Annotated in this window: 25 protein-coding genes; 12 read left to right on the top strand and 13 right to left on the bottom strand. The window is 72.6% G+C overall.

Translation table 11 applies throughout. The features are described from left to right. Positions 1 to 118: 118 nt before the first annotated feature. On the top strand, positions 119 to 1,288 hold the full coding sequence (locus H4696_RS01885) for a globin domain-containing protein (RefSeq protein WP_086863729.1): 1,170 nt from the start codon (positions 119 to 121) through the stop codon (positions 1,286 to 1,288). Positions 1,289 to 1,341: 53 nt separating this feature from the next. Here the strand turns inward: H4696_RS01885 and H4696_RS01880 are convergent, their stop codons facing one another. Continuing rightward, positions 1,342 to 2,652: a lipase family protein gene (locus H4696_RS01880; protein WP_086863728.1), complete on the bottom strand. Its 1,311-nt coding sequence runs from the start codon at positions 2,650 to 2,652 to the stop codon at positions 1,342 to 1,344. Positions 2,653 to 2,817: 165 nt separating this feature from the next. On the opposite strand from H4696_RS01880, the gene H4696_RS01875 reads away from it, so the two are divergent. Beyond that, on the top strand, positions 2,818 to 3,570 hold the full coding sequence (locus H4696_RS01875; protein ID WP_086863727.1) for an ATP-binding protein: 753 nt from the start codon (positions 2,818 to 2,820) through the stop codon (positions 3,568 to 3,570). Between the two features lie 13 nt (positions 3,571 to 3,583). On the opposite strand, the gene H4696_RS01870 is transcribed toward H4696_RS01875, so the two are convergent. Together H4696_RS01870 and H4696_RS01865 are read right to left on the bottom strand one after the other, a co-directional pair. Then, positions 3,584 to 4,039, bottom strand: a complete 456-nt coding sequence (locus H4696_RS01870; protein WP_086863726.1) for an ATP-binding protein — start codon at positions 4,037 to 4,039, stop codon at positions 3,584 to 3,586. Further along, positions 4,036 to 4,425 (bottom strand): STAS domain-containing protein, encoded by a 390-nt coding sequence (locus H4696_RS01865; protein WP_086863725.1) that lies wholly within the window; start codon positions 4,423 to 4,425, stop codon positions 4,036 to 4,038. The genes H4696_RS01870 and H4696_RS01865 overlap by 4 nt, the downstream gene beginning before the upstream one ends. A gap of 370 nt (positions 4,426 to 4,795) precedes the next feature. Here H4696_RS01865 and H4696_RS01860 point away from each other — a divergent pair, with 370 nt between their 5' ends. Next, on the top strand, positions 4,796 to 6,430 hold the full coding sequence (locus tag H4696_RS01860; RefSeq protein WP_086864030.1) for a beta-1,3-glucanase family protein: 1,635 nt from the start codon (positions 4,796 to 4,798) through the stop codon (positions 6,428 to 6,430). A 46-nt stretch (positions 6,431 to 6,476) separates the two neighbouring features. Here the strand turns inward: H4696_RS01860 and H4696_RS01855 are convergent, their stop codons facing one another. Next, complete coding sequence (locus H4696_RS01855; protein ID WP_086864036.1) at positions 6,477 to 6,653, bottom strand: CsbD family protein; 177 nt, start codon at positions 6,651 to 6,653, stop codon at positions 6,477 to 6,479. Between the two features lie 190 nt (positions 6,654 to 6,843). Between H4696_RS01855 and H4696_RS01850 the strand changes: the two genes are divergently transcribed. Next, positions 6,844 to 7,500: an SGNH/GDSL hydrolase family protein gene (locus tag H4696_RS01850; RefSeq protein ID WP_086864029.1), complete on the top strand. Its 657-nt coding sequence runs from the start codon at positions 6,844 to 6,846 to the stop codon at positions 7,498 to 7,500. 13 nt (positions 7,501 to 7,513) lie between these two features. Here the strand turns inward: H4696_RS01850 and H4696_RS01845 are convergent, their stop codons facing one another. From H4696_RS01845 to H4696_RS01825, 5 genes are all read right to left on the bottom strand, one after another. Further along, positions 7,514 to 8,182 (bottom strand): hypothetical protein, encoded by a 669-nt coding sequence (locus H4696_RS01845; RefSeq protein ID WP_086864028.1) that lies wholly within the window; start codon positions 8,180 to 8,182, stop codon positions 7,514 to 7,516. Between the two features lie 28 nt (positions 8,183 to 8,210). Beyond that, positions 8,211 to 8,576: a hypothetical protein gene (locus H4696_RS01840; RefSeq protein ID WP_169735148.1), complete on the bottom strand. Its 366-nt coding sequence runs from the start codon at positions 8,574 to 8,576 to the stop codon at positions 8,211 to 8,213. A gap of 36 nt (positions 8,577 to 8,612) precedes the next feature. After that, positions 8,613 to 8,981: a roadblock/LC7 domain-containing protein gene (locus H4696_RS01835; RefSeq protein ID WP_086864027.1), complete on the bottom strand. Its 369-nt coding sequence runs from the start codon at positions 8,979 to 8,981 to the stop codon at positions 8,613 to 8,615. Positions 8,982 to 9,338: 357 nt separating this feature from the next. Beyond that, positions 9,339 to 10,571: an acetyl-CoA hydrolase/transferase family protein gene (locus tag H4696_RS01830; RefSeq protein ID WP_086864026.1), complete on the bottom strand. Its 1,233-nt coding sequence runs from the start codon at positions 10,569 to 10,571 to the stop codon at positions 9,339 to 9,341. A gap of 26 nt (positions 10,572 to 10,597) precedes the next feature. Continuing rightward, positions 10,598 to 11,437 carry an SDR family oxidoreductase gene (locus tag H4696_RS01825; RefSeq protein ID WP_086864025.1) on the bottom strand — a complete coding sequence of 280 codons (840 nt, stop codon included), beginning with the start codon at positions 11,435 to 11,437 and terminating at the stop codon, positions 10,598 to 10,600. A 113-nt stretch (positions 11,438 to 11,550) separates the two neighbouring features. Here H4696_RS01825 and H4696_RS01820 point away from each other — a divergent pair, with 113 nt between their 5' ends. Beyond that, the gene (locus H4696_RS01820) at positions 11,551 to 12,135 is read left to right on the top strand and encodes a TetR/AcrR family transcriptional regulator (RefSeq protein WP_086864024.1); all 585 of its coding nucleotides are present in this window, start codon (positions 11,551 to 11,553) and stop codon (positions 12,133 to 12,135) included. On the opposite strand, the gene H4696_RS01815 is transcribed toward H4696_RS01820, so the two are convergent. Next, positions 12,132 to 13,001 carry an AraC family transcriptional regulator gene (locus H4696_RS01815; protein WP_086864023.1) on the bottom strand — a complete coding sequence of 290 codons (870 nt, stop codon included), beginning with the start codon at positions 12,999 to 13,001 and terminating at the stop codon, positions 12,132 to 12,134. The genes H4696_RS01820 and H4696_RS01815 overlap by 4 nt on opposite strands. A gap of 82 nt (positions 13,002 to 13,083) precedes the next feature. Here H4696_RS01815 and H4696_RS01810 point away from each other — a divergent pair, with 82 nt between their 5' ends. The 3 genes from H4696_RS01810 to H4696_RS01800 are packed head-to-tail and all read left to right on the top strand — an operon-like array spanning position 13,084 to position 15,024. Continuing rightward, positions 13,084 to 13,980: an MBL fold metallo-hydrolase gene (locus H4696_RS01810; protein ID WP_086864022.1), complete on the top strand. Its 897-nt coding sequence runs from the start codon at positions 13,084 to 13,086 to the stop codon at positions 13,978 to 13,980. Between the two features lie 58 nt (positions 13,981 to 14,038). Then, positions 14,039 to 14,551, top strand: coding sequence for an RNA polymerase sigma factor (locus H4696_RS01805; RefSeq protein WP_086864021.1), 513 nt, complete (start codon positions 14,039 to 14,041; stop codon positions 14,549 to 14,551). Positions 14,552 to 14,568: 17 nt separating this feature from the next. Continuing rightward, on the top strand, positions 14,569 to 15,024 hold the full coding sequence (locus H4696_RS01800; protein ID WP_086864020.1) for a peroxiredoxin family protein: 456 nt from the start codon (positions 14,569 to 14,571) through the stop codon (positions 15,022 to 15,024). Here H4696_RS01800 and H4696_RS01795 read toward each other — a convergent pair. Continuing rightward, positions 15,021 to 15,860, bottom strand: a complete 840-nt coding sequence (locus tag H4696_RS01795; protein ID WP_169735147.1) for an LLM class F420-dependent oxidoreductase — start codon at positions 15,858 to 15,860, stop codon at positions 15,021 to 15,023. The two genes, H4696_RS01800 and H4696_RS01795, sit on opposite strands and share 4 nt — an antisense overlap. A 74-nt stretch (positions 15,861 to 15,934) precedes the next feature. Between H4696_RS01795 and ligA the strand changes: the two genes are divergently transcribed. Both ligA and H4696_RS01785 read left to right on the top strand, forming a co-directional pair. Next, entirely contained in the window at positions 15,935 to 17,926 is a 1,992-nt protein-coding gene (gene ligA, locus H4696_RS01790) for an NAD-dependent DNA ligase LigA (protein ID WP_086864034.1), read from the top strand. An 80-nt stretch (positions 17,927 to 18,006) separates the two neighbouring features. Beyond that, positions 18,007 to 18,444 carry a hypothetical protein gene (locus tag H4696_RS01785; RefSeq protein ID WP_086864018.1) on the top strand — a complete coding sequence of 146 codons (438 nt, stop codon included), beginning with the start codon at positions 18,007 to 18,009 and terminating at the stop codon, positions 18,442 to 18,444. 4 nt (positions 18,445 to 18,448) lie between these two features. Here the strand turns inward: H4696_RS01785 and H4696_RS01780 are convergent, their stop codons facing one another. After that, positions 18,449 to 18,619, bottom strand: coding sequence for a hypothetical protein (locus tag H4696_RS01780; RefSeq protein ID WP_158104406.1), 171 nt, complete (start codon positions 18,617 to 18,619; stop codon positions 18,449 to 18,451). 148 nt (positions 18,620 to 18,767) lie between these two features. Here H4696_RS01780 and H4696_RS01775 point away from each other — a divergent pair, with 148 nt between their 5' ends. Both H4696_RS01775 and H4696_RS51095 read left to right on the top strand, forming a co-directional pair. Further along, complete coding sequence (locus H4696_RS01775) at positions 18,768 to 19,184, top strand: helix-turn-helix domain-containing protein (RefSeq protein WP_086864017.1); 417 nt, start codon at positions 18,768 to 18,770, stop codon at positions 19,182 to 19,184. Beyond that, on the top strand, positions 19,177 to 20,763 hold the full coding sequence (locus tag H4696_RS51095) for a response regulator transcription factor (RefSeq protein ID WP_249027184.1): 1,587 nt from the start codon (positions 19,177 to 19,179) through the stop codon (positions 20,761 to 20,763). Before H4696_RS01775 ends, H4696_RS51095 begins: the two co-directional genes overlap by 8 nt. A gap of 61 nt (positions 20,764 to 20,824) precedes the next feature. Here H4696_RS51095 and H4696_RS01765 read toward each other — a convergent pair whose 3' ends face one another. After that, the gene (locus H4696_RS01765; protein ID WP_086864016.1) at positions 20,825 to 21,397 is read right to left on the bottom strand and encodes a TetR/AcrR family transcriptional regulator; all 573 of its coding nucleotides are present in this window, start codon (positions 21,395 to 21,397) and stop codon (positions 20,825 to 20,827) included. Positions 21,398 to 21,403 lie beyond the last annotated feature (6 nt).

The raw sequence follows: 21,403 nt of genomic DNA, 5'->3' as shown, positions 1-21,403 counted from the left end.
CGGCCGAATCCCGCCGATGACCAAGGTCCTCACTCCCGGGCCCGAAGATCCCTAGGGCGGCTCGGGACGGCCGGGCACGATCGGGGACAGCACTCCCGCTGCCCCGAAGGAGATCTCCTTGCTGTCCCCCGCATCCGCCGCGGTGGTTCGCGCCACCCTGCCCGTCGTGCGCGCCAACGCCGTGGCGATCACCGGCGAGTTCTACTCCTCGATGTTCGCCGCGCACCCGGACCTGCTCGACCTGTTCAACCAGGGCAACCAGGCCGACGGCAGGCAGAAGCTCGCGCTGGCCTCCGCCGTCGTCGAGTTCGCCGGCCACCTGCTCGGCGAGGACGCGGCGCCGTTCGACCGGATCGCCGAGCGGATCGCCCACAAGCACGTTTCGCTGGGTATCCGGGCCGAGCAGTACCCGCTGGTGGGGCACCACCTGCTCACCGCCGTCGGCACGGTGCTCGGGGACGCGGTCACGGCCGAGGTCGCGGGCGCCTGGCAGGAGGTCTACTGGCTGCTCGCCTGCCGGCTGATCGCCGCCGAAGCCCGGCTCTACGAGCGCGGGGACCTCGACCCCGCCGACGTCTGGCGGCGCTGGCGGGTGGCCAAGCGCCTCGACGAGGCCGTCGACGCGGTCTCGTTCACCCTGGTGCCCGACGACGGCGGGCCCGTGCCGGAGTTCGCTCCCGGCCAGTACGTCTCGGTCTTGGTCGACCTTCCCGGCGGGCACCGCCAGCCCCGCCAGTACTCGCTGTCCCAGGGCCCCGGGCGCGGTTCGCTGCGGATCACGGTCCGCCGGGCCGACGGCGGCGCGGTGTCCGGCTACCTGCACGACGAGGTGACCGAGGACGACGTCCTGCGGCTCGGGCCGCCCGCGGGCGAGACGACGCTGGAGGAGGGCGACGGACCGGTGCTGCTCGTCAGCGCCGGCATCGGGATCACCCCGATGGCCGCGCTGCTCGACCACCTGGCCAGGACCCAGCCGACCCGGCGGGTCGTCCTCGCCCACGCCGACCGCTCCCCCGCCCACCACGCGCTGCGCCGCGAATGCGCCCAGATCGCGACCGGGCTGGCCGGCGCCGAAGAGCTGTACTGGTACGAATCCGGCCACGACGGGAATTCACGGCCGGGCCGCATGGACGTCGACGCGCTGCCGCTGCCCGCGGACGCCACCGCCTACCTGTGCGGCCCCCTGCCGTTCATGCACGGCATCCGCGCGGGCCTGCTGCGGCGGGGAATGCCCGCGGACCGCATCCGCTACGAGGTGTTCGGCCCGGGCGGGCTCGACCGGGACTGACCGCGGCGCCGTACCCGGCCGGACCGGTCGTCCGGCCGGGTACGGCGAGCGGGTCAGGCCGGCTCTTCCGGCGCGAGCGAGTTCCCCGCCGGAATGTGCCCGCAGCTCGACGGCGCGGCCTTGCCGGCGAACCGGTCGGCGAGCCAGCCGATCGCCGCGGGCGCCCACGCCGCCGCGCCGCCGACGTGGCTGAGCGCGTCGTATTGCACGTACTTGATGGAGTCGTTGCCCGTCGCGCAGTACTGGCGGGCCAGCGCCCGCACGTCACCGGCGACCATCACGCCGTCCCCGGTGCCGATGCCCGGCACGTTGCTCGTGGTCCCTTCGAGGAACCCGGCGTTGCCCTGTGCGATGAAACCGGGGACCGACGGCGTCGGCGCCGAACCGATGTTGACCTGGTTCACCGCGGCGACGAACGGCGGCACCGAATTCGGGTCGGCGTACTCCGGCTTCACCAGCTTCTGCCACGTCAGGCCCGGGTACCGGCCCAGCGCGGTGATGATCGACGCGTGCTCCAGCTCGTCGAGCACCTTGAGCCCGTACTCGCTCGCGTACGGCCGCAGGTCGATGCCGAACCCGCGCGCGACCCCGATCAGCGCCATCGGGATGACCCCGGACCACACCGGGCTGCCGCCGACGTACTTGAGGTTGTGCGCGGGGTCGACGAGCACCCCGCCTTCGGTGAAGCCGACGAGGTTCTTGTTGACGTCAGGGGCATAGCTCGGCGCGAGCGCCGCCGCCCAGCCGGTCGCGATGGCCCCGCCCGAGTAGCCGAGGAGGCCGAACTTCGTGTGGTCGTCCATCCCGGTGGCGGCCGAGCTCGTCGCGGCGCGGATCGAGTCGAGGGTGGTGGTGCCGTACTCCGGCCCCGCGGCGAAGTCGGCGGTCTGCCCTTCGGTGTCGGGCACGACGACGTTGTAGCCCAGCAGGAGCGACGGGAGCAGCAGCAGCGACTCGCCGTTGGGCAGGAGCCCGCCGAGCGTGACGTCGCCGGCGATCGCGCGCGACGGCGAGTCGGCGGGGTCGAGCGAGTCGTAGGCCGACTGGTACGAAACGGCTTTCGTGCGGTCGCCGGTGATGCTGCGGACCACCGAGGTGACGTTGGCCGACGGCCGGCCCTGCGCGTCGGTGGTGCGGTAGAGCAGCTGCACGGCCTGCACCGGCGTGGCGAGGCCGACGACGTGGTAGGCCAGTGTCCGGGTCTTGAGCACTGTCCCCGGCGCGTACGACGACAGCGGTGCGCTGCCGTCGTAGGAGTAGAAGGAATCGGACGACCGGGCGTCGGCCGCGGTCGCCGGCGCGGCGGTGAAGACCAGCGCGAGCGCGGCGGCGAGGGCCGGGAAACGGGCGTGCTTGCGGATCATGACTCCCCTTTGAATCATGAAGTGGATCACTCGACGGCGGTAACCTACCAGCGAGTAGGTTCGGGGTCCACCCGCGTGCCCGAACCTCACCCACCTGTGGGGCCTTCCGCGGGCGCCGGTCCGGTCCTAGCGTTGTGGTACCGGGTTCTCGGCGGAGGAGAGACGATGCACGGGACGCTCGACCTCGAGGTCGCTCCCCGGCCGCACTACACCCTGGTCACCGTCACGGGCGGCCTGCACCTCGGCAGCTACCGGCGGTTGCGCGACGGCCTGCTGGAAATCGCGGCCGACGGCCCGGACGCGGTGATCGCCGGCGTCGGCGAACTCGACTTCAGCGAGGTGGCGCCGGTCGGGGTGTTCGCGCACGTCGCCCGGCGGATCCGGATCTGGCCGGGGATTCCGCTCGCGCTGGCCACCGGCACCGCAGATCACGCGCGAGCGTTGCGGGAGCACGGGATCCACCGCGAAGCCGCGCTCGGCGAGGACGTCCGCAGCGCGGAACGCGCGCTGGGCAAACCGGCCCGGCGCCAGGCGGAGCTGGTCCTGCCCCGCGGCGGCGAAGCCCCGGCGGTCGCGCGGGCCGCCGTGCGCCGGGCGTGCGCGGAGTGGGACGTCACGCACTTCGTCTACGACGGCATCCTCGTCGCCGGCGAGCTCGCGACGAACGCGATCCAGCACACGACGTCCGCCGCCACGCTCCGGCTGGACCTGCGCCACGGACGGCTGACCATCGCGGTGCTCGACGACGACCCGCACCCGGCCGTGCTGTCCCCGCGGCCCCGCCCGGGTTCCGCCGGGCTGGGCCTGCACCTCGTCGCGCATTCGGCGCAGCGGTGGGGAAGCAGCCCGCGGTGGTCCGGCGGGAAGGCGGTCTGGGCGGTCCTGACCACCGAACGCCGCACCGACGCACCCAGCTGACCGGCCCCGCGGGTCAGCAGGGCTCCGGATCCATCGCGATCGGCTCCGGCCGCACCGGGCACGGCCCGATCGTCCCGCTCCCGCAGTCGATCCGCGCCCACACCGTCTTCCCGACCCCGGTGCCGCGCACGCCCCACGCCCGCGAAAGGCCGCGCACCAGGACCAATCCCCGGCCGTGCGCGGTGCCGGGCCCGGGCTCGGCGGCCACCGGGCGCTCGCCGCCGTCGTCGTGCACCTCCAGCAACGCCGAGCACGGGACCTGCTCGGCCGAAGCGGTGACCGTGACCCGGCCGGTGCCGTGTTCGTGGGCGTTCGTGGCGAGCTCGGTCACGACCATGTGCACCGCCCACAGGTGGTCCGCGCCCAGCAGCGGCAGCACCCGCGCGGTCCACCACCGGAGCGCGCTGAGCGGCGGCACGCCGTCCGGCTCGATCACGAACACCGCCCGGTCGTCCGGCCCCGTGCTCATCCGGGGTCCGCCCGCAGTGCCTCCGCCAGCGTCGCGAACCCGCGGACGCGCGCACCGGGCCAGAACATCGACAAGGCGACCGAAACCGGGTGCGGCGGCACGACCAGCCACAACCGGCCGCCATCCGCCCGCGCCCGCCGGTCGGCCTGGGCCAGCGCCCGCAACCCGGCCGCACCGAGCAGGGTCACCCCGGACAGGTCCACCACCGTGACCGTGGCCGCCTCCTGCCACGTCGCGCGCTGCAGCAACCGCACGGACACCGCGTCGATCTCCCCGACCGCGGTGACGACCAGCCAGCCCGGCCGCGGCTCCGAGCGTTCGACCGCGAGGATCTCCTTCGCCGCCTGCCGCCGGACAGCGGACGGCCCGTGCCGGTCCGAGGACATGACGCCCTCCTCCTGTCCCGGGCCGGGCGGCCGGCCCGTCACCCCCCAGTCAAGCACGCCGGGGGCGCACGAGCACGCGAAGGATTTCGCTCCTGCCGGCCCGGGAGCCGCTCAGCCTGCCGGTGGAGTGTCCACTGTGGTCACGGCGTCCGGGCACGAAGGCGGTCGGTCAGCGTCCACAGTGGACAAAGACCGGACCACCGGGATCACTGGTCCGGGCGGCGAAAGGGCAGCGTCGAGGGCCGTCAGTACCCAACCGCCCCCACCGGATATTGACCGGCCCCGAACCCCGTACCTACGGTCCGGTCACTCTGTCCGGCGGACGCGCGGCGCCCTGCCCCGCGAACCCCGCCCTTCCCGAGGAGGTGCCATGCTGTCGAGGCGTACCTTCGTCACCGCGGGCCTGGTCGCCGCGGCGAGCACGCCGCTGTGGTCCGCTGCCACCGCGCCCCGCGCCCGAGCCGCCGCGGCCTTGCCGTTGACGCTGAAGAACAATTCGGGCAGCGGCACCGTCTACGCCTACATCAGCGGCGCGGACACCTCGGGCCGCCCCGGCTTCGTCACCGCCGACGGCCGGTTCCAGGCGCTGTCAAACCCGTCGTCGCCGGTGACGCCGATCCCGGACTACTCGATCCCGCTCGGCGGCTCGGGTTCGCAACTCACGGTGACGCTGACCGACTACCTCATCGGCGGCCGGGTCTGGTTCTCGGTCGACAAGAAGATCCAGTTCTTCGTCAACCCGGGCCCCGGCCTCGTCCAGCCCGGCTTCACCAGCTCGGACCCGAACTGGCAGACGAACTGGACGTTCTGCGAGTTCACCTACAACAGCGCGAACCTCTACGCGAACATCAGCTACGTCGACATGGTCGCGCTGCCGGTGTCGATGGCCACCACCGGCGCGGCGGGCTCGCAGTCGGTCAGCCCGCTGCCGAACGGCGCACTCGGGAGCATCGCGGACGGGCTGCGCGCCCAGCACAACGCGGACGGCGCGCCGTGGGACCGGCTGGTCGTCACCGACAGTTCCGGCAAGGTGGTGCGGGTGCTCGCGCCGGGCCACTCCCCCGTCGACTTCGGCGGTTACTGGACCAACTACCTCAACGCCGTCTGGGACCACTACCGCTCGACGCCGCTGACCATCAACGGACAGGGCGGGATCGGCTCCTACACCGGCACGGTCAGCGGCGACGCGATCGTGTTCGCCGGCCTGAACACCAACGGCGTGCCGTTCACCAAGCCGAGTGCCGTCGACATCTTCGGCTGCGCGAGCGGGCCGCTCTACAACTCCGGCGCGGACGCGCGCGGCGCGGTCGCCGCCCGCCTCGCCGCGGCGCTGAACCGCAGCAGCCTGCTGGTGTCCGGCGGCAACAACCAGCCCGACGGTGTCGCGCCGGCCGACTACTACAAGGACGCCACCACCAACCACTACGCCCGCCTGGTGCACCAGTACGCGTCGATCGGCTACGCCTTCCCGTACGACGACGTGGGCCCGACCGGCGCCCAGCCCGTCGACGGCCACCTGCAGGACCCGGCACCGACGTCGTGGACGGTCTCCCTCGGCCCGGGCGCGGGCGGCGGCACGACCCCGCCCGGCAGCGGCGGCACGAGCGCGTACTCGACCATCCAGGCGGAGGCCTACAACGCCCAGAGCGGCACGCAGAACGAGTCGTGCAGCGAAGGCGGGGTCGACGTCGGCTGGATCGCGAACGGCGACTGGCTGAAGTACGCCCGCGTCGACTTCGGCTCGAGCTCGCCGAACCAGTTCGTCGCCCGCCTCGCCTCCGGCGCGGCGGCGGGGGTCAGCGGCGCGATCAAGGCCCGGCTGGACAGCGTCACGGGCCCGGTCCTCGCCGAGATCGACTTCGCGAACAACGGCGGCTGGCAGAACTGGCAGACGGTGCCGGCCAACATCGTCGCCGCCGCCACCGGGGTGCACGACCTGTACCTGACGTTCTCCGGCAGCGCGTCGGACTTCGTCAACATCAACTGGTTCACGTTCACCCGGTAGCCCGGTCCGCGGGTCCGGCCACGACGGCCGTGGCCGGACCCGGTGGTCAGTCGAGGGCGCCCTTGACCGCGTCCTTGACCTTCTCACCGGCCTGCTTGAGGTTGGCCTTGCCCTGCTCGGCCCGGCCCTCGGCCTGCCACTGCTCGTTGTCGGTGGCGTTGCCGAGGGCTTCCTTCGCCTTGCCCTTGAGCTCTTCGGCCTTGTTTTCCAGCTTGTCGTTCACCACTGCCTCCGCCGTCTCGGGTCACGGTGTCAGTACCCCGCGGCGCTCCGGCCGAATCCGTTTGCCGGGTCGCCCGACCGGGTACCAGCGCCGCGGCGGAGAACCCGACGTGCCCGCCAGACCCGTCTGAGTCCCATCCAACGCGCGGCCGGCTCCGAATCCCGGTGACCGCGATGAGGAGGGACGTCCCGTGTTGCTCGACGTAGCCGCCGCCGTGCTGCCCGGTGTCCGCCGGGTCCGCGCGCAGAAAGAACCGTACGCGCGGGCCTGGGCGGAGGCGGGGCGCACGGCCGTCGGTTCCGGCCGGCCGCTGTGGGCCGCGCTCGGCGACTCGATGACACAGGGCATCGGCGCCGAGACGGTCACCGGCGGCTGGGTGCCCCGCCTGAACGACCGCCTCGGCGAGCCGTTCGCGGTGGTCAACCTGTCCGCGTCCGGCGCCCGGATCGCCGACGTCCTCGACGGCCAGCTGCCCCGGCTGCTCGCGCTCCCGTCGGCACCGGCCCTGGTGACGTTGCTGGTGGGCGCGAACGACATGCTGACCCCGGCCCGCCGCCGCGGCACCCCGGCCCGGTTCGCCGAACTGCTCGCCCGGCTGCCGGCGGGGTGTTCGGTGGTCGCCACCCTGCCCCGGGGCAACACCCAGGCCCGCGCGATCAACGCCCTCGTCGAGACGGCCGCGGCCCGCGGGCAGGTCCACCTCGCCGAACTGCGCGGCCCGGCGCTGGGTCCGGTGCGCGGCAGCCTCGCCGGTGACTGGTTCCACCCGAACGACGTCGGCTACGCCCGGATGGCGGACATCTTCGAAGCCCCCGTGCGCGCGGCCGCCGGGCTCCCGGCGTCCTGACCCCGCCGCCCGCTCAGTACGCCACCTCCACCTCCAGCCCCATCAACCGCACCGTGCGGCGGCGGCGCAGCCAGTTGCGGTTGGGGACCGCGTCCGGGAGCTCCTCCAGGAACGCCTTGCGCTGCGCCGAAGTCGCCGTGCGCCAGCGCATCGCCAGCACCGGGCGGACCGGCGCGATGAAGCCGCGCACCCGTTCGTGCGCGCCGGCGAGCCGGGCCTGGTAGTCCTGGTCGGGCCGGTAGGCGAGCTGCAGGTCGATCAGCGGGTCGGCGCCGCCCGCCCGGTGCCGGCAGCGCGAAAGCCGGCGGGCGAGCTCGTCGATCGCGACCTGCACCAGGCAGGGCATCTGGTCCTGCCAGCGGCCGAGCCACGGCGCGTGCACCGTCGCCGCGGTCACCTCGTCCGCCAGCACGATCAGGGCCCGGACCGCGGTTCCGGCCAGCTCGACGCGGATCCGCCGCCCGTTCGCGTCGACGAAGAAGTGCAGGACCCGGCCGGCCACGACGGCACCCGAGCGCAGCCCGATCCACTCCCCGACGGCGTCGGGTGAGGGGCAGGACGACACGAAGGTGAACGCCAGGTCGTCGCCGGCGAGGCTCATCGTCACCGGGAACAGGGAACCGAGGTCGTGCATGAACGCCGAGCCGATGACGAGTGCGGCGCGAGAGCCGCCTCCGGTCATCGCCGCCTCCTCCCCGTGCGTGCGCGGGCTACACCTGCAGGTCGGCTTCGATCCGTTTGAGGTAGTGCCGGGCCAGCGCCAGGTTCGCCCGCTCCCGGTCCAGCACCAGGTAGAGGAACAGCGAATTCCGCGAGGAGTTCATCAGCCGGATCAGGTGGTACTGGCGGTGCAACGTGATCAGCATGTCCTCGATGGTGTCGTTGAGCGCCAGCGAGGACATGACCCGCAGTTTCGACCGGACGACCTCGGTGTTGCCGGCGGCGGCGACGTCGAGGTCGAGCCACTCGCCGCCGCCGCTGGTGCCGAGCGACATCCCGCTTTCGTAGTCGACCAGCGCGACGCCGACGGCGCCGGCGATGGACATGGCTTCCTTGAGGGCGGTGTCGATGTTCATCATCATGCTTCTTCCTTCCATTGTGCGGCTTCTCCGCTACGCGGCCAGGATGGTGCCGATGCGCTCGATGACGGGCCGGGCCTCGAACAGCAGGCGCCCGACGTTGAGACCCTTGTCCCCCAGCACGACCATCAACGCCAGCCGCCCCACGGCGTAGACCGCCATGTAGCCCTCGCTGCCGAACACGACGGTCTGGCTGAGCGTGCCCTTCCCGGTCATTTCGGCCGCCTGGCGCGCGATACCCAGGTCGGCGGCGGCGAGCGCGGAGATCTTCGCCGGATCGAGGTGGTCGTCCGCGTCGGCGATGATCGGTATCCCGTCGACCGCGGCGAGCACCGTGCCGGTCACCCCGGCGACGTTTTCCCGGAGTTCGCGCAGTTGGGTGGCCAATGCTTCGAAATCCAAAAGTCATTTCTTTCTGGTTCATCAGCCATTCGGGTTCGTTCCGCCGAGCGACCCTACCTTCCCCACTACTGCGCGCCAATAAGCACGACAACGCTCGCAGCACTACTACACGATCGAGTGAAACGAGACCGGGTTCGTAACGGAATCGAGTAACCGTCGGAAATCCCCGGTCATTGATCACCGGAATCGGGGAATCGAGGTTCACCATTCCCGCGCGGCCGCGTGAAATGCCGCGACGCGGTCCGGCCGGGACGGCGGCCGATCACCGGTGCCCCCGGCCCGGGCCGGCCGCCCCCGACGTCCGGCCGGGTGCGGCCGAGGCCCGGCCACCCTCCGCGACGGAGCCCGAAGGCCCTGCTACAGCGCGAAACCCAGTTCCCGCCCGCGCTCACGCAGCTCCGCGCGCGCGTCCGGGTGCGCGACCCGCGCCACGATCTGCCGGGCCTGTTCCCCGGCGTCGTGCCCCCAGACCGCCGCGACGCCGTGCTCGCTCACGAAAAAGCTGTGCTGGAACGAAGTCACCGGCCCGGCCAGCCGCGGCACCACGGTCGAGACGTCCGCCCTGGGGTGCCACGACGGCAGCGCGATGATCGCCCGGCCGCCCGGGGAATGCAGGGCACCGACCACGAAATCGGTCTGCCCGCCGAAGCCCGAATAGATCGCTCCGCGCACCCGGCTCGCGTTGGCCTGCGCGTACAGGTCGATCTCCAGCGCGCTGTTGACCGACACCAGCCGGCGCTGGCGGGCGATCACCGCGGGGTCGTTCGTCTTTTCCGTGCGCAGCAACCGGACCCGCGGGTTGCGGTCGATCCACTTGTACAGCTCCGTGCCGCCGAACACGAACGACGCCGTCACCGGCTCGGCCGGATCGAGGGCACCGGCGCGGTCGAGGGCGAGCACGCCGTCGCTGAACATCTCCGACCACACGGCCAGCCCGCGGCGGCCGGTCAGCGCGGCCAGCGTGGCGTCCGGGATCCCGCCGATGCCCAGCTGCAGCGTCGCGCCGTCGGCGACCAGGCCGGCCACCCGCTCGCCGATCTCCCGGGCCGTGCTGCCTTGAGGGCGAGGCACCGGCGACCGGAGCGGCTCTTCGGCCTCGAGCGCGTAGTCGATTTCGTCGAGCGGCAGCACGCCGTCGCCGTGCGTGAACGGCATGTTCGGGTTGAGCTGCGCGATCACCAGGCCACCACGGGCCCGGGCGGCTTCGATCGCCGCGGGCAGGATGTTGACCTCGGTGCCCAGCGACACCACGCCGTCGACCGGCACCGACGTGTGCACCAGCACGACGTCGGGCGGCAGCGCCTGCTTGAGCAGCTGCGGCACCAGCGACAGCCGCGACGGGAAGTACCGCAGCCCGGCGCGCCCGCGCATCCCCGGCCCGACGAACGGGGTTTCGAGCACCACGCCCGGCCGGTCCGGCAGGCCGTCCTGCGCGTTCAGCGCGAACAGCCGGTACTCCGCGAGCGCCGCGTCGACGACGCCCAGCGCCCGCGCGGGCGTCGCGAAGTTCCCGCTGACCACCGCCCGCGGCACCGGCGCGGGCACCCCCGCCAGCACCGCACCCAGCTGCTCTTCCGAGAGAACCCGCATGCCGCCATCCGATCATGGTCCGGGCTTCAGCCCGGCATCGGGACCGCTTTCTCCGCCGCCCGGCTCACCTCCTCCCAGCCCGCCCAGGTGTCCATGCGCCGCCGCGAGATGTCGAACGCGAGGTCGTAGACCATGCTGCCGAGCAGCAGCCGCAGCGGCGGATCGTCGCTCCCGACCAGCTTCGACACCGCTTCGGCGGCCAGCCGCGGCTCGCTGTCGACCGAACCTTCGGCCCACTGCTTCGCGAGTTCCTCCCTCAGCCCGTCGTACCGCGGTTCCGGCGTGGTCGCCCTGCTGCTGGTGTAGAGGTCCGTCCAGTAACCGCCGGGCTGGACGATGGTCACCTTGACCCCGAACCCGGCGACCTCCGCCGCCAGCGCCTCGCTCATCCCTTCCAGCGCGAACTTGCTCGCGCTGTAGAGCCCGGTGCCGGCGAAGCCGCCGAGCGCGGCGATGCTCGAGATCTGCAGGATGTGCCCGCTCCCCTGGGCCCGCAGGTGCGGCACGACGGCCTGGCTCACCCAGAGCGCACCGAAGAAGTTGACGTCCAGCTGCGCGCGGGCCTGCTCCTCGGTGAACTCCTCGATCATCCCGGCGTAGAGCGCTCCGGCGTTGTTGACAACGACGTCGAGCCGCCCGAAGTGCGCGGCGGCGCGGTCGACAGCGGCGAAGACCGCCGCTCGATCGGTGACGTCGAGCGGGAACGCGAGCAGCCGGTCCGGATGCGCGGCAGCGGTTTCCGCCAGCGGCGAGACGTCGCGCGCCACGCCGATCACCCGGTCACCGGCGGCGAGCGCGGCTTCGGTGAAAGCGCGGCCGAGCCCCCGGCCGGCCCCGGTGACGAACCAGACGCGTGCGGTTTCCATCGGATCTCCTCTCACGAGACGGACCGTCCCGTCTCGACTCACCGAGAGTGCCACGACTCGCGCACATCGGCAAGACGGTCCGTCTCGTCTTGCCGGAGTGCTAGGTTGAGCGCGTGGCCCCCGACCCCAGCCGCCGCAGCGAAACCGCGCGGCGCGCCATCCTCACCGCCGCGCTGGACCTCGCCGGGAAGCTGGGGTACGCGAAGCTCAGCATCGAAGGCATCGCCCAGGCCGCCGGAGTCGGCAAGCAGACGATCTACCGCTGGTGGCCGTCGAAGGGCGCGTTACTGTTCGACGCCTTCCTGACGCTCGCGGGCGAAGGCGAGGACGCGGCCTTGCCGGACACCGGCGACCTGGCCGCCGACCTGAAACTGGTCCTGCGCGCCACGATCACCGAGCTCGACGATCCGCGCTACGACCAGCCGATGCGCGCCTTGCACACCGAAATCGTCCACGACCCGGCACTGGCGGCGGACTACGCGAAGCGCCTGGACGGCCCGATGCGCGACCTGAAGAAGGCCCGGCTCCGCAGCGCCCAGGAGGCGGGGGAACTGGCCGCGGACCTCGACCTCGACGTGGCCGTCGACCTGGTGTGGGGCCCGGTGCTCACCCGCTGGCTCCAGCGCACCGGCCCGCTGACGCCGGAGTACACCGACCGAGTGGTCGACACCGCGCTGCGCGGCCTGCGTCCCCGCTAACGCGACCGGAACCCGCCCGGCGCGATCCCGAACTGCCGCTTGAACGCGTGCGAGAACGCGAACGGCGAGCCGTACCCGACCTTCGCCGCGATCGACGGCAGCGGCAGCTCCGTGTCCTGCAGCAGGCGGGCCGCCGTCGTCAGGCGCCACCACGTCAGGTACGCCATCGGTGGCTGCCCGGTCAGCGCCGTGAACCGGCGGGCCAGCGTCGCGCGGGACAGCCCGACGCGGGCGGCCAGGTCCTCGATCCGCCACGGCGCCGCCGGTTCCGCGTGCAGGGCCTCCAGCGCGGCCGCGATCTCGGGGTCGCGCAGCGCCTGCGGCCAGCCCTCCTCCGGCCGACCGGCCAGCCAGGCGCGGACGAGGTAGACGAGCAGCAGGTCCAGCAGCCCGGTCAGGACCGCGGCCGAGCCCGGGCGCCGCGCGGTGAGCTCGGCGCCGAGCAGGTCGATCGCCGCGCGCAGCTCGGGGTGGCGGCCGGGCTCGGCGGGCAGGTGGACGACCTCCGGCAGGCTCGCGAGCACGGGGTGGCGCCGCCCGCGCGCCAGCCGGTACTTGCCGCACAGGAACTCCGTCCGGCCGCCCGGCTCGCCGACCGCCGTCTCGAACGGCACCGCGCCGGTCGCGTCCGGGGTGGCCGACAGCGTGTGCGGGCTCCCGTGCGGGACCAGCACCGCGTCGCCGGCCCCGAGCGGCACCGGCGGGCCGTCGTCCGGGACGAGCCAGCCGCTGCCGCGCAGCAGCACGTGGAACCCGGCGCCGTCATAGGGCGCGAAGCGGTAGCACCACGCCGCCCCGGCACTGAGCCGGTTCGACGTCGGCTGCCCGATCCGCACGGCGGCGATCGCGTCGCTGAGGAGGTCCACCGGCTCAGCGTAGAGCCGATCTCGTATCGAATCGAGCTTTTCACGCATTGGAACGCTCACAGCGACGACCTAACGTCGTGGTATGCACATCGGTGAAGTCGAAGTCGTGAAGGTCGTCGAGTGGGCGGGCGAGATCGCGCCGGCGCGGACCATCGTCCCCAGCCCGCCCGAACTCTGGACGGACAACGCCGGCTGGCTCGCGCCCGACCACTGGAACCCGGAAACCGGCGGCTACCGCGGCGCGGTCCAGACCTGGGTGCTCCGCAGCGAAGGCCGCGTGATCCTGGTCGACACCGGCGTCGGCAACGGCCGGGACCGCCCGCAGATCCCGCTGTTCGACCACCTGGCGACGCCGTTCCTCGACCGCCTCGCCGAAGCCGGCGTCCGGCCCGGGGACGTGGACGTCGTCGTCAACACGCACATCCACTACGACCACGTCGGCTGGAACACCGAGCTGCGCGACGGCGACTGGGTGCCGGCGTTCCCGCGGGCGACCTACCTGATCCCCCGCCCCGACCAGGTGTACTTCGACCCGCGCAACGCCCACCGCCGTCCCGCGCCGAAGACCGAGCACGACCAGGTGCGCCGCGAGGGCAGCCTGCTCGTCTACGCCGACAGCGTCGCGCCCGTGCTCGGCCGCGCGGTGCTGTGGGAAGGCAGCCACCGCATCGACCGCAACCTGACCCTGGAGGCCGCGCCCGGCCACACGCCAGGGTCGTCGGTGCTGCGCGTCGCGTCCGGCACGGACCGCGCGGTGTTCGTCGGCGACCTGCTGCACAGCCCGGTGCAGATCCTCGAACCGGAGCACAGCAGCTGCTTCTGCGAAGACCCGCGGCAAGCCGCCGTCACCCGGCGCGCCATCCTCGAACGGGCGGCGGACCACCGGGAACTCGTCGTCCCGGCGCACTTCGCGGGCCCGGGCGCGGCCGAGGTCCGCCGCGACGGCGGCCGGTTCGCGATCCACCACTGGGCGGGGTGAATCCTTTCGGCGGGACGCGCCCTCTTATGGGTGTCGTCGTACCGGGAGGGAGTGCCGGATGGGGTGGGTCAGCGAGCAGCTCGTGGAGGCTGCGCAAGGGGGTGACCTCGAGTCGCTCACCGCGGTGGTGCACGGGGCGCACCCGCATGTGCGGCGCTTCGCCGACCACCTCTGCGCGTCGCCGCAGGACGCCGAGGACGCGGCCCAGGAGGCGTTGATCGTCCTCTACCGCAAGATCGGCTCCCTGCGCGCGACGGCGGCGCTCGCCTCCTGGATGTTCCGGATCGTCCGGAACGAGTGCCTGCGCCGCGCCCGGCGGCTCCTCGACACCGATGCCGAACCCGATCCCGGGCTCACGGAATCGGCCGAGGACGAAGCGCTCAAGCGGCTCGAAGCCGAGCGCGTCGCACGGGCGATCCAGGCGCTGCCGGACGTGCAGCGCCGGGTGCTCGTGCTGCGCGACGTCCTGGGCCGGCCCGGCCGGACGGTCGCGGACGCGCTCGGCCTCAGCACGGCGGCGATGAAGTCCCACCTGCACCGGGCCCGGACCGCCGTCCGGGCCCGGCTGTGACCTCGAAAGGACAGCACGTGCTCGAACCCGGAACCCCTGTCCCGCCCCTGGACCTCGAAGACACCGCGGGGCGCGCCGTCGACCTCGGCGGCCACGCGGTCCTGCTCTACTTCATGCGGTCGACGACCTGCCCGGTCTGCCGACGGCACGTCCGCGACCTCGCCGCGAACGCGGAGACGCTCGCGGCCGACGGCGTCCGCGTCCTCATCGCCGTCCCCGAAGACCGCGAGACGGCGGCCGCGTGGCGGGCGAAGCACGACGTCCCGTTCCCGGTCGTCACCGGCCGCCACGGCACGCCCCACGAAGCGGTGGGCCTGGGCAAGGCGGTCTTCGGCGCGCTGCAGCGGTCGGGCAGCGTCCTCGTCGACGCCGACGGCATCGTCCGCCACGCCCACAGCGCGACCCTGCCGACCGGCAGCTACGACGAGCGGGGCATCGCCGCGGCCGTCGCGGCGCTGCGCACCCCGGCTTAGCGCAGCGGCTCGAGCGCCTTCGCCAGCGGCTCGAGCACCGCCGGGGTGTGCGGCGGCGGCAGGTACACGATCGCCAGGTCCAGCCCGACCTCGCCGAGCGCCTCCGCCTCGGCGGCGACCTTCGCGTAGTCGCCGTCGGGGCCGAGCCGGACGTGCGAGGACAGCATGATCTCGCCGGGGTCGCGCCCGATGTCCGCGCAGTGGGCGTGCAGGACGTCACGCTTTCGGGCGAATTCTTCGGGCGTGCCGCCGACGAAGTTCCAGTGCTGGGCGTACTTCGCGGTCGTGCGCAGGGTGCGCTTCTCGCCGCTGCCGCCGATGCAGATCGGCGGGTGCGGCGTCTGCACGGCCTTCGGCTCGCAGCGGGCGTCCTTGAGCTGGTAGTGCTCACCCCGGAACGTCGTGGTCTCCTGCGTCAGCAGCCCGACGAGGACCTCGCACGCCTCCTCGAACCGGTCGCTGCGCTCCTTGACCGTGCCGAGCTGCATGCCGTAGGCGCCGGACTCCTCTTCGTTCCAGCCCGCGCCGATGCCGATCTCGAGCCGGCCGCCGGAGACGATGTCGAGCGTCGCGGCCATGTTCGCCAGCAGCGCGGGGTGGCGGTAGTGGATGCCGCTGACCAGGGTGCCCACCCGCAACCGCTTCGTGGCCTGCGCGAGCGCGGTGAGCGTCACCCAGCCTTCCAGGCACGGCCCGGTCGAGTCGGAGAAGATCGGGTAGAAGTGGTCGAAGGTCCAGCCGGATTCGAACAGCTCGATCTCGTCGGCGGCCTGCCACACGGCGAGCATGTCCGCCCATTCGGTGTTCTGCGGCGAAGTCTTGATGGCGAATCGCATGATCGTCATCGTAAGCCTGGAGCTCCTCCAGCACGGTCCCGGTTTTGTCGGTGGTGCCCGGTAACGTCCTCCCCGTGAACGCTCAGGAACGCATCCAGGAACTCGCCGACCGCGTCGTGGCGCTGCGCGACGCCTACTACCGCGGTTCGCCGTCGGTGGCGGACGCGGAGTACGACGCGATCGAGGACGAGCTGCGGAGCCTGATCGAGGCGAACCCGGAGCTCGCGCCCGACCCGAACCCCCTGGAGCAGGTCGGCGCGCCCGCGGTGCTGCACGCGCCGATCCGGCACTCGCGCCCGATGCTGTCGCTGGAGAAGGCGACCAAGCCCGAGCAGGTCGCCGCGTTCTTCGACCGCTTCCCCGGCCAGCCGGTCGTGGTCATGCCGAAGCTGGACGGGCTTTCGCTGGCCGTCGTCTACGAGAACGGCAGGCTGGCGCGCGCGGTCACCCGCGGCGACGGCACGACGGGTGACGACGTCACGAGGCTGGTGCGGGCGCTGACCGACGGGATCCCCGACCGGGTGGCCGCGCCGGGCCGGGTCGAGGTCCGCGGCGAGGCCGTCATGCTGCGGTCGACGTTCGCCGCGTACAACACCGCGCACCCGGACAAGCCGCTGATCAACCCGCGCAACGCGGCCGCGGGCACGCTGCGCGCCAAGGATCCCGCGACGGTCGCCGAGCGGCGGCTGCGGTTCTTCGCCTTCGACCTGCACACCGATCCCGACAGCGCGGCCACCGACCTCGAGCGGGCGCTGGTGGCGCTCGGGTTCACCGCGGCCGACATGCGCCACTGCGCCGACGCGGAAGCCGCGCAGGCCGCGATCACCACCATCGAGCAGCAGCGCAACGAGCTGGACTACGACCTCGACGGCGCCGTGCTGCGGCTGGCGGATCGTGACGCGTACGCCGCGGCGGGCACCCGGTCGAGCTCGCCGCGCGGCGCGCTGGCGTTCAAGTTCGCCGCCGAGGAGAAGACCACCGTGCTGGCCGATGTGGTCTGGGACGTCGGCAAGACCGGCAAGATCGCGCCGGTGGCCTGGCTGGAGCCGGTGTTCGTGGGCGGCACCACGGTCACCCGCGCGACACTGGCGAACCAGGAGGTGATCCGCGCCCGCGGTATCAAGATCGGCGACACCGTGCTGGTGCGCCGCGCCGGGGACGTCATCCCGTTCGTCGCCGGCGTGCTCGACGCGTCGAAGCGCACGGGCGCCGAGCGGGAGATCATCCCGCCGGATGCCTGCCCGTCGTGCGGGCAGCCGCTGACCGAGCAGGGCAACAGCCGCGAACTGTTCTGCACCAACGTTTCCTGCCCCGCGCAGACCGTCCGCCGGCTGATCCACTGGGCGTCGCGCGCGGCGGCGGACATCGACGCCATCGGCGGGGTCTGGATCGAACGCCTGGCGGAGGCGGGAATCCTGGAGCACCCGTCGGACTTCTACGGGCTGACCAAGGAAAGGCTGCTGGAGTTCGACCGCGTCGGCGAGGTCTCGGCCACGCGGATGATCGAGTCGATCGACGCGAGCCGCGCGGTCGGCCTCCGCCGCGCGCTGATCGGGCTGGCGATCCCGATGGCGTCCGAAGGCACCGCGGCCCGCCTGTGCCGCGCGGGTTTCGGTTCGCTGGAAGACGTCGCCGACGCGGGCGAGGAAGGGCTCGTGGCGGTCGAGGACATCGGCCCGAAGGTGGCGGCGTCGCTGATCGAGCACCTCACCCGGCTGCGTCCCGAACTCGAACGGCTGCGGAAAGCGGGTGTCTCCCTGGACGTCCGCGAAGAGGACCTGCCCCCGGTCGTCGCGGCCGGCGCGCCCTTGGCGGGCAAGACGGTCGTGGTGACGGGCGCGATCAGCGACCCGCGGTCGGGCGAGAAGGTGCCCCGCCCGACGTTCCAGCGTCACTGCGAAAAGGCGGGCGCCACAACGGCTTCGTCGGTTTCGGCGAGCACGGACTTCCTCATCACCGGCGCCGACGTCGGGGCGAGCAAGCTGACCAAGGCGGAGAAACTCGGCGTCGAGGTCGTCGACCAGAGCGTCATCTGGGAGCAGTTGATCGGCGCGGGCATCGTGTAGCGGGGGTGGTCACCCGTCCGTGGCGGGCCGGCGGGGACGACACTGGGCGGGTACATCGCCGCGTTCGGGAGGGACCCACGATGACGACCGACCCGCTGTTCGCCCGCCAGCTCGCCGTGCACGAGTTCCTCCTCGCGCGCGGCTGGCACCTGGCGGGCGGGCGCGACCCGGGCCACGACCGCTTCGCCGACGACCCCACGGCCGGCTGGCACTACCCCGCCAGCTTCGGCGGGCAGCACATCAACGAGGTCGCGACGACGACCCCGGTCCGCCTCCAGAGCTACTTCACCTTCGACGACAACGGCACCGAGGTCTTCGCCGTGGTAGCGGCGGGAAACCTCCACACCAACGGCTGCCCGGTCCACGGCACGGCCGAGCGCTTCGTCCCCTTCACCCCCGGCGGCGAGGCCGACCTCGACCGCATCGCGAGCCTGCTCGACGAACTGGAACCCCGGGCGGAGTCCCTCGACCCCCGCGCGGCGGTCGAGTGCCTGTACTTCGGTCCCTGCGCCGGCTGACCCGTCACCGCCGCCCCCTGCGCCGCTCGGCGCCGGCGTACGCGCGCAACAAGGCCGGCCGCTCCCGCGGTTCGCTGCCGCGAAGGGTCATCGCCAGGCCGATGAGCCACGTCAGCGCCGAAACCGCGGGCACCGCGGCCGCGGCCAGCCCGACGTAAAGGACGTTGTACGGCATGGGCGTTCTCCCCTCGTCCGGTGATCCACCCCGACCATGGCCCGGGGCGCCGGTCCCCGGGAAGAGGTCTTGCCACACGAGGGACACGTCCTGACGAACCCGGTACAGTGCGTGCCAGTATTTGCCGGACGACGGGGGAGGACAGCGGGTGCCGGACCCGTCGGCCGGGCCGCTCGAGCGGCTGTGCACCGAGCTGCGGGTGCTGCGCCGGAGCTCCGGCGATCCGAGCCTGCGGACCATCGCGAAAGCGACCGGCGCGTCCCACACCACGATCGGGAACCTGCTGAACGGCGCGAGCTGCCCGTCGTGGGAGGTGGTGTCCCGGATCGTCGGGCACCTCGGCGGCGACCCGGTCCGGTTCAAGAAGCTCTGGGTGGCGGTCCGCGACCTGAGCGACCCCCTGCCCGAGGCGGACGGCATCGGCGACGAGCCGGTGCCGCGGCCCCTGATGAAACTGGACCGCTCGGTCGGCCCGCGCTCGGAGGTGCTGTGGATCTACGACCCGAACCTCGCCCGGCAGGTGCTCGAATCCTTCTTCCCCGCCACGGAGGACACCGGTGACTGAGCCGATCGACGCGGCCGCCTGGGTCGACGCGGCCCTGCGTGCGGCCGAAGCCGGGAACACCGGCGAGGCGCTGCGGCTGGCCGAGCGAGGCGCGCGCAGCTGCCTCGAACTGGCCGAACGCCTCGGCGGCGCCGCGCAGGTCGAGCCCGTCGTGCTGGCGAGCCTCGGGATCGCGCTGCGCCTGGAGTACGCCTACGGCGGCAAGCTCGCGAACCTCGAAGACGCGGTCGAGGCGCTACGCGCGGGCGCCTCGGTCGTCACCGACGGGCCCAGCCGGACAGCCCTGCTCTCCGAGCTCGGCGGCGCGCTGCTCATGTGGTCGCGACGGCACGACGACCCGGCCACGCTCGCCGAAGCGGCCGCAACCCTGCGCCGCGCGCTCGCCGGATCACCACCGGATTCGCCGCAACGGCCGCAGCTCCTCTCCGGGCTCGCGTCCGCCTTGACCGCCACGTACGAGCGTTCGGGCGCCGAGGCCGATCTCGAGGAAGCCCTGATGGTGCTGCGGGAGGCGATCGACGCGGCCCCCGCCGAGGCCCCCAACGCCGAGGCGCTGGCCAACCTCGGCGCTCTCCAGCTGACCTGGGCGGGGTACCGGGACGACGCCGCCGGCGCCGACGAGGCGATCGACGTCCTCAACCAGGCCGTGGACCGCATGCCCGGCGACCGGCCCCAACGCGCGCAGGTGCTGGCGAACCTTTCGGCCGCACATCGCTTGCGGTACGACCGCGGCGGGGACCGGCGCGATCTCGACCAGGCCGTGTCCTTCGCCCGGGACGCGCTGGCCGGAACTCCGCCGGACGCGCCGGAGTACGCCGCTGTCGCGGCCGGCCTCGCCTTCCTGCGCACCCGGTACGCGGTCTCCGGGGAAACCCCCGCCGAACGCCCGACGCCGGCCGAGCCTCCGGTCGACGTGCTCGTCGCGACGGCCGACGACGACCTCGCCGTCGCGATCACCGGGACGCTCAGCCGGTCCGGACTCACGGTCCGGCGGGCGGATTCGGGCGAAGACGTCTGCGAGTCGCTCGGGGCTGCCCGGATTGTGGTTCTCGACCACGACTATTTGACCCCCGTCGAGGCTGGGACGCTGCGGCAGCGGCGGATTGGGACCGCTGTGCTTCTCCTCGTGCAGAACACCCTCGATGACCGCGTCGCGGCGGTGACCGGCGGTGCGGACGATTACCTGGTCAAGCCGTTCGCTGCGGAAGAACTGCGGGCTCGGGTCCTCGCGGTGGGCCGTCGGGGGGCCCCGCCACCGGCCGCTGGAGGGGCTCACGTTCTGCGGTTCGGCGATGTCGAGGTTGACCTCGACCGGCACGAAGCTCGGGTCGCTGGGAACGTGGTCGCTTTGTCTCGCAAGGAATTCGCCATTTTGGCGCTGCTGGCCCGTAAGCCGGGGCAGACGCTTTCGCGCGGGGAGATCCTTGCCGAGGTCTGGGGCATTGGCGACGCGGCCGCTTCGCGTTCGCTTGACGTGCACATTGCCACTGCGCGCACGAAGCTGGGGCGGCCTCAGCTCATTCGGACGGTTCGTGGTGTCGGGTATCGGCTTGATGCGGGGGCTCCGCCGACGTCGTGAGTTTCCGGTTGCTCTTTCGGGGTGTGTCCTCGCCGGACGGGCAGGCTCTGGTGAGTTCCTGTCACTCAGCCTGCGTGGGGCGGAGGCCGTCCATCAGGAGGTTCAGCAGGCGGGTTGCCTGGGCTTTGTGGTTGGGGTGGGGGGCCACCGTGAAGATGCCGATCAGGGCGGCCGCGATGTCTTCCGGCGTGATGTCGGTGCGGATGTCGCCTGCTTCGGCGCCGGCGTCGAGGATTGTTGTGATGGCTGTCAGGAGCTCGGTTCGGGTTTCGGCGTGGGCGATCTCGCCTGACTCGATCATGGCCAGGAGCGTGTCGAGCATGCCGTTCTTGGCCGCGATCCAGTCGCCGAACAAGTTCATCCAGCGTCGCATCGCCGCGGCTGGGGGTAGCTGGGCGAGCAGGTCGTGGGCGCCGGTCGTCAGCCGGCTGACCTGGTCGCGGTAGACCGCGTCGACCAGGGATTCGCGGGTTGGGAAGTGGCGGTAGAGCGTGGCGATGCCGACTCCGGCCTCGCGGGCGATCGCCCGCATCGACGGCTCGCCTTCGGCTGCCATGAACAGCCGGGTCGCCACCTCGAGCACCTGGTCGCGGTTGCGGGTCGCGTCCGCGCGCATCGTCGTGGGCTCGTTCATCAAACG

It is taken from the genome of Amycolatopsis lexingtonensis, assembly GCF_014873755.1.
Taxonomy (GTDB): domain Bacteria; phylum Actinomycetota; class Actinomycetes; order Mycobacteriales; family Pseudonocardiaceae; genus Amycolatopsis; species Amycolatopsis lexingtonensis.
Note: the sequence above shows the minus strand (reverse complement) of the source record. Positions and strands in the feature narration are given on the sequence as shown.

Bases quoted from the DNA above. Each gene is read 5' to 3' on its own strand.
- H4696_RS01795 (WP_169735147.1), bottom strand. From the start codon at position 15,860: ATGCGATTCGCCATCAAGACTTCGCCGCAGAACACCGAATGGGCGGAC.
- H4696_RS01780 (WP_158104406.1), bottom strand. From the start codon at position 18,619: ATGCCGTACAACGTCCTTTACGTCGGGCTGGCCGCGGCCGCGGTGCCC.
- H4696_RS01865 (WP_086863725.1), bottom strand. From the start codon at position 4,425: ATGTCCTCGGACCGGCACGGGCCGTCCGCTGTCCGGCGGCAGGCGGCG.
- H4696_RS01830 (WP_086864026.1), bottom strand. From the start codon at position 10,571: ATGCGGGTTCTCTCGGAAGAGCAGCTGGGTGCGGTGCTGGCGGGGGTG.
- H4696_RS01810 (WP_086864022.1), top strand. From the start codon at position 13,084: ATGCACATCGGTGAAGTCGAAGTCGTGAAGGTCGTCGAGTGGGCGGGC.
- H4696_RS01765 (WP_086864016.1), bottom strand. From the start codon at position 21,397: ATGAACGAGCCCACGACGATGCGCGCGGACGCGACCCGCAACCGCGAC.
- H4696_RS01785 (WP_086864018.1), top strand. From the start codon at position 18,007: ATGACGACCGACCCGCTGTTCGCCCGCCAGCTCGCCGTGCACGAGTTC.
- H4696_RS01840 (WP_169735148.1), bottom strand. From the start codon at position 8,576: ATGAACATCGACACCGCCCTCAAGGAAGCCATGTCCATCGCCGGCGCC.
- H4696_RS01860 (WP_086864030.1), top strand. From the start codon at position 4,796: ATGCTGTCGAGGCGTACCTTCGTCACCGCGGGCCTGGTCGCCGCGGCG.
- H4696_RS01825 (WP_086864025.1), bottom strand. From the start codon at position 11,437: ATGGAAACCGCACGCGTCTGGTTCGTCACCGGGGCCGGCCGGGGGCTC.
- H4696_RS01845 (WP_086864028.1), bottom strand. From the start codon at position 8,182: ATGACCGGAGGCGGCTCTCGCGCCGCACTCGTCATCGGCTCGGCGTTC.
- H4696_RS01875 (WP_086863727.1), top strand. From the start codon at position 2,818: ATGCACGGGACGCTCGACCTCGAGGTCGCTCCCCGGCCGCACTACACC.
- H4696_RS01870 (WP_086863726.1), bottom strand. From the start codon at position 4,039: ATGAGCACGGGGCCGGACGACCGGGCGGTGTTCGTGATCGAGCCGGAC.
- H4696_RS01805 (WP_086864021.1), top strand. From the start codon at position 14,039: ATGGGGTGGGTCAGCGAGCAGCTCGTGGAGGCTGCGCAAGGGGGTGAC.
- H4696_RS01880 (WP_086863728.1), bottom strand. From the start codon at position 2,652: ATGATCCGCAAGCACGCCCGTTTCCCGGCCCTCGCCGCCGCGCTCGCG.